The following is a 13868-nucleotide window of genomic DNA, read 5'->3' as shown; positions in this document are numbered from 1 at the left end:
GTGTCGCGCAGCGCGCTGCTCGACACGCTGCGCAGACTGGCAGGTGCAGCGAGCGACGGAGCATTGATTCCGGATACGGTGGACCCGTCGCGGCCCGATGTGCAGAAATTTTTCGCAGCATTCAACGGACGCTTCGGACCCCATCAGCCGACGCTGTATCCCGTCATTGGCTATGACGCGGCCAAAGCTGCGTTGCAGGTAATCGCCACGCCTGCCGTCCTCAAGGCGATTGATGCAGGCAATCTGGAGGAGGCGCGCAAGGCGCTGCGCGACGGTACGGAAAAGCTGACGCAGTTCAAGGGCCTGCAAGGCGAAGCCGGTGCGACTTACCACTTTGGACCGCAGCAGCATCACGGTTCGCCGGATCAGAACTGGTATGTGTTTGTCGAGGTGGCCGACAATGGCACGCGTCTCGTCAAGCCGAATCTGGACAAGTTCAAGCCGCTTTGATCTCCCGCGTCAGCAGCGGACGCAACGTGCATCACCTCGCGTTCGTCCGCCGTCAGCGCTTTCAGTTTCCTCATCTTGGACAAGTGCATGGACAAGATCGTTGTCTTCCTGCTCGCAGGCCTCACGAACGGAAGCGTTTACGGCCTGATCGGCCTGTCGCTGTCGCTCATCTATGGCACCAACCGAATCATTAATTTTGCGCAAGGCGACTTCGTGATGGTTGGCGCGATGTCGGCGATTTTCTTCATGGTGACGTGCAGTCTGCCGACCCCGGTGGCCATCGCAGCGGTGATCGCCACCGTGTTGCTGTGCGCGCTCGCACTGGAATTCGCGGTGTACCGGCCACTGAAGCGGCGCGGTGCGCCTCCTTTGACCATCATGATCGGCACTCTCGCCGGTGCAATCATCGCAAGCGGGAGTGCGTTACTGATCTGGGGTCCAAACCAGCTTTACGTTCCGAACATCTTTTCGCTGAACCCTATCACCCTTGGCCCACTGACTACCAATCTTCAACAGCTCGCGATCGTGTCGGCGTTCATCGTGCTGCTTACGCTCACGTGGTTCCTGCTTTACCGCACGAGTTTCGGTCTGTGCATCCGTGCGACTGGCGCGCAGCCGCGGATCGCACAACTGATGGGCATTCGTCCGGCTCGGGTCGTGCGTTTCGGGTTCATGTTCAGTGCCATGGTGAGCGGTATTGCGGGTGTGCTGGTTGGTCCACTGCTCGGCGGCCAGGTATCGATGGGTGTCGAGTTGACGGTTAAGGGGTTTATGGCTGCGATTCTTGGCGGCCTGGGGAGCCCGTTTGCGGCCGCCGCCGGTGGCATCGCAATCGGCGTGCTCGAAGCCTTCGTTGCGGGCTACGGCAGTAGCCTGTATGCGGAGCCCATCATTTTCCTTCTCATCCTTATTGTCCTGCTGGTGCGGCCATACGGCCTGCTGGGTGACTTTGAGGCGGCACGGCGATGAAGACTGTCACTATCCAACCTGTGCCGCGGCGTGCATGGCTGCCGTTTGTCCTGTTCGTGCTTGCGGCGTTGCTCGCGCCCGTGGTGATGACGAGCGGCTTTGAACTCAGACTGATCTCGCTGATCGGGGTGTATGCGATTCTTGGTATGGGCTTCAATCTACTTTATGGCTATGCGGGGCAAGTCTCGATGGGCCATCAGGGATTCTTCGCGATCGCCGCCTATGTGTACGCGCTGCTGCAAGTGAAGTCCGGTTTCTCCGCACTGGCCGCGTTGCCGATGAGCCTGCTTGTGTGTGCGCTCGTGGCGTTTCTGATCGGCATTCCGCTATTGCGGCTACGCACGCATTACCTTGCGATGGCAACGCTGTGCTTCGGTCTCGTCATCTCAGGCGTCGCGAACCGCTGGATCGACGTGACGGGAGGGTCCGGCGGGTTGCTCATTCCGGCTATCACGATTGGCGAAAAGACGCTGGGCAGGACTACGTTGTACTACGTGATTGTCGCCGCGACCGTGGTGACGCTGGGTTTGCAGAACTTCATCGTATCTGGCCATCTTGGCCGCTCATTGCAAGCCATCCGCGACGATGAGCGCGGGGCCGCGGCACTTGGCGTCAACGTCTCGCTGCAGAAGCTGCGGGCATTTGTATTAAGTGCGGTAATGGCCGGTGTGGCCGGCATCGGCTTTGCCGTGGTGAACCGTCAGGTAAGCCCTGGAATGGGCGAATTCCCCGTGCTGGTGTCGATCCTGACGATTGCAGTGGTCGGTGGTCTCGCGACCCGCTACGGGCCCATCCTCGGCGCGGTTGTAGTCGTTCTCGCGCCGCAATTCCTGACGCGGTTCGGCGACCTCGAGACATTGGCGTACGGGCTGTGCCTGCTTCTGTTCCTGATCTTCCTGCCTAACGGGTTGTGCGGATTGATTTCTTCGCTGGCGTTGAACGCGACCGCGAGGCGCCGCAGACGCGCGCATGCACAACCATTAGCCGGTGATGTGTTAAAAAAAGGAGCCGGGCGATGAGGGCACAAACTGTGTCGCGTGCGCCGATCGAAGCGCCGCAACTGCTGTCGATTCAGGGCGGCGTCAAACGCTTCGGCGGACTATGCGCGGTCGATAACGTGTCGTTCGACGTACGTCAGGGCGAAGCAGTTGGCTTGATCGGTCCCAACGGCGCCGGCAAGTCGACCACCTTCAATCTGATCACTGGCGTCGACAGTCTCACCGCGGGCGAAGTGATCTACCGGCAGCAAAAAATCACGGACAAGCCACTACATCGTCGCGCCGCGATGGGTATGGCGCGTACGTTCCAGATTGTGCGGCTATTTGGTGGCCTGAGCGTGCGCGAAAATGTGATGCTCGGATTTCATCCGCAACTCGTCGATGGATTCATCGCGTCGCTGGTACGGTTTCGGCGTATCGCAGCAGACGAGCGAAGATGCACTGCACGCGCGATGGAACTGCTTCGCTTTGTTGGGCTGGCCGAGCGCGCGGATGAACCGGTTTCGCATCTTTCGCATGGACAGCAGCGTCTCGTCGAAATTGCGCGTGCGCTTGCCAGCGAGCCAGCCATGCTGTTGCTCGACGAACCGGCAGCGGGGCTGAATGAGGAGGAGACCACGGCGCTCGGCCGGATGTTGCGCAAACTCAATGATGACGGCCTGACCATTCTTATCGTCGAACACGATATCGGTTTCATCATGAGCCTGTGCCACCGGATCGTCGTTCTCGATCATGGGGCGAAGATCGCGGAAGGCAATGCTGCATCGATACAGGCCGACCCGAAAGTCATCGAAGCCTACCTGGGCACGGGAGCCGCGCATGCTCAAGCTTAGTGGACTGCGAGCCGGCTACAACGGCACCGAAGCGTTGCACGGGATTTCGCTCGAAATCGAAGCAGGGACGATTGTCTCCGTCGTCGGCGCTAACGGCGCGGGCAAATCGACGCTCATCAACACGATCTCACGGTTGGTAAGCATCACGTCGGGAGCGATCTCGTTCGACGGCCAGCCTCTCGCGAAACTCTCGGCACCGCAGGCGGTGGACCTTGGCATCGTTCAGGTACCGGAGGGGCGGCAGGTGTTTGGGGCGCTCACGGTAGCAGAGAACCTGAAACTGGGCTTCTACAGGCTTCGGCGACGCCGCGATCCTGCCATTTTCCGTGAGCGCCTCGACTACGTGTATGACCTGTTCCCAAAGCTTAATGAGCGAGCCGGTCAGCGGGCGATCACACTGAGTGGCGGTGAACAGTCGATGGTTGCAATCGGGCGCGCTTTGATGGCCGACCCCAGGTTGTTGCTGCTCGATGAGCCGTCGCTCGGGCTCGCGCCGTTGGTCGTCGAGCGGATGTTCGAGGTGCTGCGCACATTGCGGCAATCGGGACTCACGATCCTGCTCGTTGAGCAGCATGCGGACGAAGCGTTGGCGTTGTCGGATTACGGATATGTGCTTTCGGTGGGGAGCATCGTCGCGCACGGGACCGGTCAATCGCTACGAAAACACCCGACAATTCGCGAGGCGTACCTCGGTTCGGCGGAGCTATCATGAGCACGGACAACTCCCTAGGTGCCGACGTCGTGATCGTCGGCGGCGGACTCGCGGGCCTAGTAGCGGCGAATCGCATGACCGGACTGGGCCTCTCCGCGCTCGTTCTGGAAGCGGGCAACGAAGCACAGTATCCCGCCAATTCACGCTATGCCGGGGGCGTATTTCACATTGCGTTTCGCGATCTGGCCGAGACGCCGGAGGCACTGAGCGCTGCGATTGTCGAAGCCAGCGCCGGCTTGCGCGACGAGACGCTCGCGCAGGCGCTCGCCGCCGATGGCGCGAGGGCCGTAGCGTGGCTTTCACAGCAAGGCGCGCAGTTCGGACGAGGCGGCGAGTACCCGTTTATGGGCAACATGCTGATGCCATTCAGTCTGCGGGAGACCGGTGTTCAGAATCACTGGCGTGGTAAAGGCGGCGATCTGCTGCTCCAGAGGCTTGAGGCTTCATTCGTGGCAGCGGGCGGCCGTTTCATTCGAGGTGCGCGGGCGCACGATCTGCACCTGGTCGAGGGACGCTGCGCAGGAGTCGCCGCGCAAATGCACGACGGCCGCGAGCACACGATTCGGGCGCGCGCGGTGCTGCTAGCCGATGGCGGTTTTCAAGGTAATGCCGAGATGGTTCGAAGGTACATATCGCCGCGCCCCGAACATCTATGCGAGCGGCAGGCGCTTTACCGACGAAGGCCTTGGCGGCGTTGCCGTTGCCAACGCCATTGCTACGCTCGATGAGCCGTTGTCGTCGTTCGTCCTGCTGGATGAAGCTATCTGGGAGCAGGCCGGACGAGCGTTCCTATTGCCACCGAATCCGGCGCTGGAGCGGCTCGGCGCGACCGTGCACCGCGCGCGCGGCGTCGATGCGCTCGCGGCGAAACTGAATATGGACGCACTTGTCCTCGCGAGCACACTTGGTAGTTACAACAAGGCGGTCGCGCACGGACAACTTGCCGGTCTGGTGCCTCCACGTACCGTCAAACCCGCGACGCTCGCGACCGGCGCAGCGCCGATCAACGGTCCTGACTATCTCGCGATTCCCCTCTGTGCAGGTATCACCTACACCATGGGCGGCATTGTGATCGACGCCCATGGCAGGGCGCTCGATGCGGGGGACTGTCCGATTTCAGGGCTGTATGCGGCAGGCGCGACGACTGGCGGTATTGAAGGCGGTGCCAACTCAGGGTATGTCGGCGGTCTGATCAAGGCTGCAGTATTCGGCCTTCGGGCTGCTGAAGCTGCGGCGCGCGATCTCGTCACACTTGATCCTGTTTGATTCAGACTGAGTGCTGTTGTCCCGCGTGGCTTTCTATAAGGCCGTCTGGTCCTGCCACGTGACGTGTACCGCGCGCGGCGTGCTGCATACCGCGTACGTTCGGTTGTCGCTGGCTCTTGTTCTTCAACGTCTAGGCAATCGACCCCTGATCCGCTGGAACGTCCCGGCGCGGTGACGCCATGAACGAGCCCCATGCGATGCCGCTCGACACCAGTAGGGCGGCGATCATCGACAGGGTGGGATCATTGGGATACAGGCCGGCGGCGGCGGTGCACAGCGAGCCATAGCCCATCTGCAGACACCCATAAAGACCGGCAGCCGCGCCGATTACCGATTGGTCGACTTCCAGCGCGCTGCTGATCGCATAGGGACTGGCGAGGCCCGTGGCGAAGAACATCACGATCATCGGCGCCATGACGGACACGACCGATAGCGTATTGGAAACATACGAAACCAGCAGACTGCTAGACGCCGCCGCCATGATGAGGCTGGCGGCGATCAGTGCGGTGCGCGCCGATACGCTCCCGGCGAGCCCTTTGGCGGTGGTCTGGCCGCAGGCGAGTCCGACCACCAGCGAGCAGTACGCGAAGCCGAACGCCCGTGCCGACAAGCCCAGTCGAGACTCGAGGATGAACGGTGAGGCGGAGAGGAACGCATAGATCCCGGTGGTGGCGCTCGCGCCGCCCACACTGTGTGCGACGAAGGCCGGCGTTCTTAGCAGCTTGACGTAGCTTTGCAGGTAGAGGCCGAATTTAAGGTCGCGCAAAGGAGTATGCGTTTCCGCGACCGTGAACCAGACGGCGATCAGAACCACCACGTTGGCCGTGCTCAGTGCGACAAAGATTGAGCGCCAGCCGAGATGCTCGACAATCTGACCGCCGATGATCGGCGCAACCGCGGTGGCGACGGCCATCGCGATGCTGAGGGTGGCAAGGCGTCGGATCAGCGTGGTCGATCCGGAACTGTCGCGCGCGATCGCCCGGCCGAGCACGAGACCGGAGCAGCCTCCGAGCGCCTGGACAACGCGCGCCAGTTCAAGTCCTCGCAACGACGGCGCATACACAGCGGCGACGCTGGCGATCGCGAAAAGCGACAAACCGGATAGGAGCACGGGCCGACGGCCATAACGGTCGGATAACGGTCCGTAGACAAGTTGACCGATGGACAAGCCGATGGTGTAGAGCGTGATCGTCAGCCCGATTCCTGCCGCGGATGCCCGCAGATCGCGCGCAGCCGACGGCAACGCTGGAACGAACACGTGGAGCGGAAATGTACCGGAGAGCGTAATGCAGACCAGAATGAACAACGACGGGGCGCGGAGACGGGCTCGAGATGATGCTGCAGGTTCGCTCATGGCGGAATGGCTATAAATTTGACAGTATCAATGGATGGACCAATGATCTATTTATACCATGCGAAGTCCGCGGCGTGGAAGCGACGCTGCAATTCGATCGTCTCGCAGGCGACCTAACGGAGGACTCAAAGGTTATTCGGCCTGCACGAGGCAGCGTCGGTAGGGCTGCTCCCACTCAGTGAGCGATACCAAGGTATACGCCAATTGCAACGTTTATTCAATGGATGAACCATTTGGTGTTCGCCCCGGAAACGCGAAGTTCTGACGGCAGAACACCCTGGAGAGGACCTGATGAAATCGAATACCCAACTGGTAGCCGGCGAATTGATGCCAGCCGTGGCGCCGCAGGCCGCGAGTGGCGGATATCGCTGGATCATTCTGCTTGTCATCTGGACCGCGTTTACGGTGAGTTGCGTGGACCGCTTCGCATGGGCCAGTATCGCGGCGCCGGTAGGTCACGTGTTGGGCTTCAGGCTGGCGTTGCTCGGTTCGCTCACGACCGCCTTTTACGTCGGTTACACCGTTTCGTGTCCGATAGGCGGCATTCTTGCCGACAAGATCGGTAGCCGCGCGACCTTGGCCATGTCGATGTTTCCACTGGCGATACTCACATTCTGTTTTAGCTTCATCCACACGTTTACCGCTGGCATCGTGCTGCACCTTTTGATGGGTTTTGCTGCAGGTGCGGAGTATGGTGCAACGATCAAGGTGCTGACGATATGGTTCAGCAAAGATAAGGGCCGCGCATTTGGCATCTGGGCGACAGGGACGTCGGTGTCCGTCGTAATCGCCAACGCCACGGTGCCCCGGTTTGCCGCCGCTTACGGCTGGCAGAGCGCTTACCAGATGCTCGGCATTGCGACATTCGTGTTCACGGCAATCTGCGTGCTCGTAGTAAAGAATGCACCTGCCGGGCATTCCGCACCGAGGATCACCGGCGCGCAGTTCATGTCGCTGCTGAGAAATCGCAATATTGTGTTGGTCGCGCTGGGTGGCGCAGGGGCTCTTTACGGCACGCTCGGCTTCGTTTCCTGGGCGAATGCATTGTTGACCGTCGCACACGGTCTGTCACCCGTGATTGCCGGGTCGGTGCTGATGGGGTTCGGTGTTGGGGCTTTTCTGTCGAAGCCGCTATTTGGATGGCTATACGACACCCTGAACGGGTATGCAAAACTGGTTGCCGTGGCAGATCTCCTGATCTTTATAGCGCTGCTGGCGGTATTCGGCAATTGCTCGTCGATGACCGGATACTATGTGATCGCCCCCTTTCTGGGTGCGGCTGCGTACGGCTACACGCCACTTTTGATCGGCTTGTACACGCAGGCGTCCGGTCCACGTCTTGCGGGCGCCGCAGCGGGTTTCGTCAACACGGTATGGTCGATCGGCAGCTTTATTTCACCAATGCTGGCGGGTTACGTATTCGCTCATGGCCGCTCGCTCTATATGACCCTCCTCGTGATTGCGGCTGGCCCACTGATGGGCGCGGTGATTCTGTGCCTCGTGCGCAAAGCGCCTGTTGTCAAAGCCTGCTAAGCGTTTTCTATACGACCCATGATTACGAAGATGACCGCTACATCCAATCGGGCTCCAACGGACGTTCAGCCATTGACCGGACTGACGGTGCTGGACTTCTCACGCTTCCTGCCAGCCCAGCTTTGTACATGGATGCTGGCTGATTTCGGCGCGCGCGTGATCCGGATTGAGAATCCTCGGGAACTCGAGAAACTCTCAGCGGCATTCAACCTGGGCGGCTTGAGCGCCGCGCAGCGTAAAAGGGCGAAAGCAGCAGAGACGTTGGCAAGGAACAAGGAAAGCATTGTTGTGGATCTGGGGCACGCTAGCGCGCCAGAGATCTTGCGCCCGTTATTACGCAATGCGAATGTGCTCGTTGAGGATTATCGGCCCGGCGTACTGGACGGGCTAGGGCTCGGACGAGACGTCGTACAACAACTGAATGCGGGTTTGCATTATTGCTCTGTCTCCTTTGCTGGACAAACGGGCCCGTACCGTAGCCGACCGGGTCACGACCAACTTGCACTCGCGCTCTCCGGAGTGCTGTCGCGAATTGGAGAGAGCGCGGATCGCCCGTCATTTCCGAACGTACCCATTGCGGATGTCATAGCCGGTCTCAATGCGGCGCTGGGTGTCCTGATCGCGCATATCGGGGAGCGCCACGACCGGCGAGGCCGCGCGATTGATATTTCAATGCTTGATTCTGCAATGACGTTCGCCGCCTGGTTTCTCGCACGCAACCCCGACCCAGCCAACATTCCACAGCGCGGAAATCACCGCGTCGACTGCGGCATCTGGCGCACGCGAGACGGCAAGTTCGTTTGTACGACAAATATTGAACCGCGTTTCTGGAGGAGATTCTGCAGGGCAATTGGTCGGGAAGAATTCGCGGACGCGCAGCACGACGCCGCGCAATGGCACGAGATGCGCGCCTCGATCGAGCGCGCGATGGCTGCGAAGGAACTCGCCGAATGGCTCGCCATATTCGAGCGCCAGGACGTTCAGGCTGCGCCGGTAAACGACTTTCATGAGGCGCTCGGCGATCCGCACTTCATCGAGCGTGGCACGGTGATGTCATTTCCGTACCAGGATGAACAGGTAGTGCAGATCGGCAATCCCGTGCGACTGACGGGTACGGCCGCGTGCGTAGAACGCCTTGGCGAGACTCCTGGAGCGTCAACTTCGTCCGTGCTGGAAGAATTCGGTTTCAGCGCCGGCGAGGTCGCCGCCTTTTTCGAGGCAGGCGCGATCGATGTGCGCAGCGAATAACGCGCGCTGCTCCTGCTGTTCCTGGAACGATCGACGAGCAGTGCCTTTCGGCGCCGGCGATCAGCTGGCGCGCTTCTGCTCCAGATTTTGTGAAAGGTAGTGCTTTTGCAGCGCTTTCAGATGCGTCTCCATTTCTGTGGCCGCTTTGTCTTCATCACGTGCGATCAGGTACTTGAGCAGGCGCTTGCGGGACGGCATGACCGAACTGTCGGGCAGTGGCGTCAAGACTTCGAGCAACTGTTCGTGAATCTGGACCAGCGCATCAGTCAGGATGACGAGCACCGGATTGCGCGCAGCGCGCGCGAGCAGCCGATGGAATTCGAGGTTGATCCGCACCCGTTCCTTCACGTCGCCTTGGAGCACCGCCTGTTCGCTCCGCCGGAGATTCTCGCGCAGCGACTCGAAATCCTCGTCCTTGGCGCGTTGACAGGCAAAGCGCGTAGCCGCCACGCTGACGATCAGGCGCGCTTCGGTCAAGTCGGCCGGTTTGATCGCACCGAGCCGGAAGAGATCGGAGAACCCCGCGATGACCGCATCGCCCTGGCCTTCGCGCACAAAGGCACCGCCGGTGGCGCCCTTGCGGAATTCCAGCACGCCGGCGTTTTCCAGCGAGCGCAGCGCTTCGCGCACAGTGTTGCGGCTCAGGCTGAACGATTCGGCGAGTTCGCGCTCCGAAGGCAAGCGGTCGCCCGGCTGCAGGGCGCCGCTCGTAAGCTGGTTCCGGATCTGATCAGCGACGGCTTCGAACGCGCGGCGTGTTTGTACAGGAGCATAGGCGGGTGCCGGGCGTGCCGTCGCGGGAGAAGCGCCGGTGGCATCGTTGCCGGTGCCACGTGTGGCAATGCGGGCCGATGATCGGTTCGAGGTCATTTCAATGATTCATCCATTAATGGCTTTGCGCAGATGCTACCCGCTCGCGTCTGAATCTTCAAGTCGTGACCTTGAAACGGCCGATCAAGAGGTTTTTGTGCGTCCGCATGATCGAGCGGCATTGATGCGCCGCTGTTGAACGCGGGTTTAAACACAGTGTCGCGACATTCCACGCGTCGCCAAAGTGCTGGATTTCAGCACTTGACATCCTCCTGCAATTCATCAACTATATATCAAAGGTTCATCCAATGAACCAAAAAACGGGATAAATGATTCCACGCAGCATGGCCGCGTGTACCGCACGATTGCCCCGGCAAGTGCGCTTTTGACCGAGGTCGGGTTGATCAACCGTTTCTGACAAGGAGCAGCGATGAGCGACGATTTGAGGGATCTCGTGAAGTACGAGTCGAAGGATGGCCGGGCATACATCACGTTTTGCCGCGACGACAAGCGCAATGCGTTGACCTACGAGATGTTCGATCGCTTGATGGAGCACGTCGAGCGCGCTGAAGGCGACGATGACGTGCGGGCAATCATTTTTCGCAGCGAAGGCCGGGATTTCTCGACCGGTCACGATCTGGCCCAGGTGGGCGGTGCGGAATACGGCTTTTCAAAAGATCCGGGAGCCCGTCGTCCCAGTCAACGAATCCGGCTGAGTTTCGACAAGCGCCATGTCGAGCAGTTTCGGCAACTGCTGTATTGCACGAAGCCGACCTTGTCGCTGGTGCAGGGCTACTGCGTCGGCGCCGGCCTGTACCTCGTCGAAGCGAGCGACCTCGCGATTGCGGCAGAGGACGCGAAGATCGGCCACCCCGAACAGAAGATGGGGCTGGCGGGTGCGTCCTACATGACGAGCATCAATATCCTAGCGCTGGGCCCCAAAAAGGCACGAGAGATCCTGCTGCTAGGCGAAGTGATGAGCGGCACCGAAGCCGCGCGTATCGGCCTTGTCAACAAGGCGGTACCGGCGAGCGACCTCGCGGCCGCCGGAGAAGACTGGGCAGAGCGCATCGTGCGGCTGCCGAGAGATGCGATCGCGATTGGCAAGGCGGCGACCCATCTGTCGTTGGACTCGATGGGGATGACGTCGCAATTCGTCCACGGCTATGTGATGCATGCGCTCGGTACGAATATCCGCTACGAAACCGACGAAAGTAACTTCATGAAGGAACGTCGCAATAAGGGCGTGAGTGGTGCGGCGCACACGCGGGAAGCACGTTACGACGGTGAGACCAAAGAGAACGGATGAACGATCGGTCCCGCTGATGAGCGACATCGCCATCAGCGAGACCTCGGCTCAATCGCCTGCGAGGAGCGGGCTCAGAGAAGGGAACGTCAACACATGCTTACTGAACTCACTGGCTCGTCGGCAGTCGTGCTGGGTGGCACGAAGGGAATCGGGCGCGCTTCGGTCAAGAAGCTGGCGCAATGTGGCGCGAGCGTCGTGATCCAGGGCCGCGACGAGGCGGCGGCGTGCTCGCTCATCGAAGAATGCCGCGGTCATCCAGGCGAGCGCGTATTTGTGAACAGCGACCTGCTGACTTATCAAGGCATCGAACAGGCTGTCGCCCGTGCAGTCGAGCAATTCGGCAAGGTGGACATCGTCGTGGCAAGCGGTGGCCCCCGTGAACCTAAACCCAAGCTCTTTGTCGACATGGCGCCCGAAGAGGGCATTGCATGTTTGACGAGCCGGCTTATGCCACGCCTGAACGCAGTGCACGCCGCTACGAAGTTCATGCGCGAGCAGCGCTACGGAAAAATCGTTCTCGTCACTACGGATGCTGCCCGCATTCCGACCCCGAGCGAATCGATGATCGGCGCGGCCGGTGCTTCGATCATGTTCCTCACACGCGCGCTTGGCGCAGAGCTCGCAAATCTGGGCATCCGGATCAATTCGGTGGCGACTACCCTGACGACCGGCACGCCCGCGCATGACCGGTTCCTCGCGGCCAAAGACGCCGGCTCTCAGGAGGTCATTGTCAAGGCGTTTACGAAGGCTGAACAACGCGTGAAATTCAAACTCAATACAGCCGAGGATCTTGCCGAGTACATCCTTTACCTCTCCAGCAAGGAATCGGATCAGGTGTCGGGATCGACACTCAGCATCAACGGCGGTCTCTCGTTTCCGAGCTATTGATTGTCACGCGCGAGTGTCGACTATCGGAGTGAATATGCGTCTCAATGAAGATCTCGTCACAATCCGCGACTCTGTCCGTCGCATGGTCCAGAAGCACGTTGTGCCACTCGTGGAGGGGATGGAAGAAAGCGACCGTTTCCCGTCCGAACTGGTGCCGGTCTTTGGGGACATGGGGCTGTTGCAATTGTGGCTGCCGGAGGAATACGGTGGACCGGGCGGCAACCTGAAAACCGTGTGCGTAGTCAAAGAAGAGATCGCCAAGGTCTCGCTTGCGGCCGCCACGTTGTGTGGAAACAATTCGATTTCTTTTGTATTGCCGCTCCTGCAGTTCGGCACGGAGGAGCAGAAAAAGCGTTGGTTGCCCCTCTCGGCAGAAGGTCGGCTCGTGACCGCGATTGCGGTGACCGAGCCTCAGGCAGGCTCCGATGTTTCGTCCATTCGCACACGCGCGGTGAAGGATGGCGATTCGTACATCATCAACGGACAGAAAAACTGGATCACGTGGGGCGGCCACGCGCACTACGTGCTGCTTTTCGCCAAAACCTCGGACGTGTCCGGTTCTGATGGGATCAGTGCGTTTCTGGTCGACACCAAGACGCCGGGTTTCCGGCTCGGGCGTCAGGAACGCAAGATGGGGCGTAACGGTGCGCCGAATCATGAACTCTTCTTCGATGACATGCGAGTGGGGGTCGACTGCCGGATTGGCGCGGAGGGCGAAGGCTTCAAGGCCTGCATGAAGGTGCTGGACCTGAATCGCCCGACCATCGCGGCCACCTCGCTCGGGCTCGCGCAAGGCGCTCTCGATGTCGCTGTCACGTACGCCAAGGAGCGCAGGCAGTTTGGGCGGCCCATTGCGGAGTTCCAGGGTATGCAGTTCAAGCTCGCCGATATGGCGATCAAGGTGGAAGCCGCGCGCAACCTGCTCTACAACTGTGCAGATGAAATCGATTCTGGGGATCACACGCGGCTCAACATGCTTTCGTCGATCACGAAATGCTTCGTGACGGACGTTGCCATGGAAGTCACAACCGAAGCAGTCCAGGTGCTTGGTAGCTATGGTTATTCGAAGGATTTCCCGGTTGAACGGATGATGCGCGACGCGAAGCTGAACCAGATCATCGAAGGGACGAATGAGATTCATCGGCTGATCGTAGCCCGTCGTCTGTTGGCGGACTAATGCGTGAATAGTCGGCTTGGAAAACACGAGCGAGCGTCGACGACAAAGCGTTTGGGCAGGTGTCACAACCGCGCGGTGAATGCTGCGGGTCTTGAGAAAAGTGGGTTGCCGTATTGGACGTAGGTTGGCGCTTTAAGCGGGCGAAACTGAACACTGGAGAGAGTGCAATGAAGTTGATGGTGGCTGTTAAACGGGTGGTCGATTACAACGTGAAAGTCCGGGTGAAGTCGGACGGCACGGGCGTCGACATTGCAAACGTCAAGATGTCGATGAACCCGTTCGACGAAATCGCGGTGGAAGAAGCCGTGCGCCTGAAGGAAG

14 protein-coding genes and 1 pseudogene are annotated in these 13868 nt (G+C 60.1%); 13 read left to right on the top strand and 2 right to left on the bottom strand.

The features are described from left to right. The 7 genes from WCA85_RS35325 to WCA85_RS35295 form a co-directional block, all read left to right on the top strand. Window positions 1–450: hypothetical protein (locus WCA85_RS35325; RefSeq protein WP_424070441.1), on the top strand; the 450-nt coding region annotated here is incomplete at its 5' end. 87 nt (window positions 451–537) lie between these two features. Continuing rightward, window positions 538–1419 carry a branched-chain amino acid ABC transporter permease gene (locus tag WCA85_RS35320; protein WP_424070439.1) on the top strand — a complete coding sequence of 294 codons (882 nt, stop codon included), beginning with the start codon at window positions 538–540 and terminating at the stop codon, window positions 1417–1419. Beyond that, window positions 1416–2438, top strand: coding sequence for a branched-chain amino acid ABC transporter permease (locus tag WCA85_RS35315; protein ID WP_424070437.1), 1023 nt, complete (start codon window positions 1416–1418; stop codon window positions 2436–2438). Before WCA85_RS35320 ends, WCA85_RS35315 begins: the two co-directional genes overlap by 4 nt. Continuing rightward, window positions 2435–3250, top strand: a complete 816-nt coding sequence (locus WCA85_RS35310; RefSeq protein ID WP_424070435.1) for an ABC transporter ATP-binding protein — start codon at window positions 2435–2437, stop codon at window positions 3248–3250. Before WCA85_RS35315 ends, WCA85_RS35310 begins: the two co-directional genes overlap by 4 nt. Next, entirely contained in the window at window positions 3237–3962 is a 726-nt protein-coding gene (locus WCA85_RS35305; protein ID WP_424070433.1) for an ABC transporter ATP-binding protein, read from the top strand. The genes WCA85_RS35310 and WCA85_RS35305 overlap by 14 nt, the downstream gene beginning before the upstream one ends. Further along, the gene (locus tag WCA85_RS35300; RefSeq protein WP_424070431.1) at window positions 3959–4690 is read left to right on the top strand and encodes an FAD-dependent oxidoreductase; all 732 of its coding nucleotides are present in this window, start codon (window positions 3959–3961) and stop codon (window positions 4688–4690) included. Before WCA85_RS35305 ends, WCA85_RS35300 begins: the two co-directional genes overlap by 4 nt. After that, window positions 4611–5228 carry an FAD-binding protein gene (locus WCA85_RS35295; protein WP_424070443.1) on the top strand — a complete coding sequence of 206 codons (618 nt, stop codon included), beginning with the start codon at window positions 4611–4613 and terminating at the stop codon, window positions 5226–5228. The genes WCA85_RS35300 and WCA85_RS35295 overlap by 80 nt, the downstream gene beginning before the upstream one ends. A gap of 130 nt (window positions 5229–5358) precedes the next feature. On the opposite strand, the gene WCA85_RS35290 is transcribed toward WCA85_RS35295, so the two are convergent. Then, the gene (locus tag WCA85_RS35290; protein ID WP_424070429.1) at window positions 5359–6582 is read right to left on the bottom strand and encodes a multidrug effflux MFS transporter; all 1224 of its coding nucleotides are present in this window, start codon (window positions 6580–6582) and stop codon (window positions 5359–5361) included. A gap of 291 nt (window positions 6583–6873) precedes the next feature. Between WCA85_RS35290 and WCA85_RS35285 the strand changes: the two genes are divergently transcribed. After that, complete coding sequence (locus tag WCA85_RS35285; RefSeq protein ID WP_424070427.1) at window positions 6874–8115, top strand: MFS transporter; 1242 nt, start codon at window positions 6874–6876, stop codon at window positions 8113–8115. Between the two features lie 30 nt (window positions 8116–8145). Then, the gene (locus tag WCA85_RS35280; RefSeq protein WP_424070425.1) at window positions 8146–9363 is read left to right on the top strand and encodes a CaiB/BaiF CoA transferase family protein; all 1218 of its coding nucleotides are present in this window, start codon (window positions 8146–8148) and stop codon (window positions 9361–9363) included. 60 nt (window positions 9364–9423) lie between these two features. Here WCA85_RS35280 and WCA85_RS35275 read toward each other — a convergent pair whose 3' ends face one another. Then, the gene (locus WCA85_RS35275) at window positions 9424–10233 is read right to left on the bottom strand and encodes a FadR/GntR family transcriptional regulator (RefSeq protein WP_424070423.1); all 810 of its coding nucleotides are present in this window, start codon (window positions 10231–10233) and stop codon (window positions 9424–9426) included. Window positions 10234–10603: 370 nt separating this feature from the next. Between WCA85_RS35275 and WCA85_RS35270 the strand changes: the two genes are divergently transcribed. From WCA85_RS35270 to WCA85_RS35255, 4 genes and pseudogenes are all read left to right on the top strand, one after another. Then, window positions 10604–11482 carry an enoyl-CoA hydratase/isomerase family protein gene (locus WCA85_RS35270; RefSeq protein WP_424070421.1) on the top strand — a complete coding sequence of 293 codons (879 nt, stop codon included), beginning with the start codon at window positions 10604–10606 and terminating at the stop codon, window positions 11480–11482. A gap of 93 nt (window positions 11483–11575) precedes the next feature. Continuing rightward, entirely contained in the window at window positions 11576–12370 is a 795-nt protein-coding gene (locus WCA85_RS35265; RefSeq protein ID WP_424070419.1) for an SDR family NAD(P)-dependent oxidoreductase, read from the top strand. A gap of 34 nt (window positions 12371–12404) precedes the next feature. After that, window positions 12405–13547 (top strand): acyl-CoA dehydrogenase family protein, encoded by a 1143-nt coding sequence (locus WCA85_RS35260; protein ID WP_424070417.1) that lies wholly within the window; start codon window positions 12405–12407, stop codon window positions 13545–13547. Window positions 13548–13714: 167 nt separating this feature from the next. Further along, a pseudogene (locus WCA85_RS35255) lies at window positions 13715–13868 on the top strand (electron transfer flavoprotein subunit beta/FixA family protein); the annotation flags it as partial.

It is taken from the genome of Paraburkholderia sp. (assembly GCF_049581445.1).
GTDB lineage: Bacteria > Pseudomonadota > Gammaproteobacteria > Burkholderiales > Burkholderiaceae > Paraburkholderia.
Note: the sequence above shows the minus strand (reverse complement) of the source record. Positions and strands in the feature narration are given on the sequence as shown.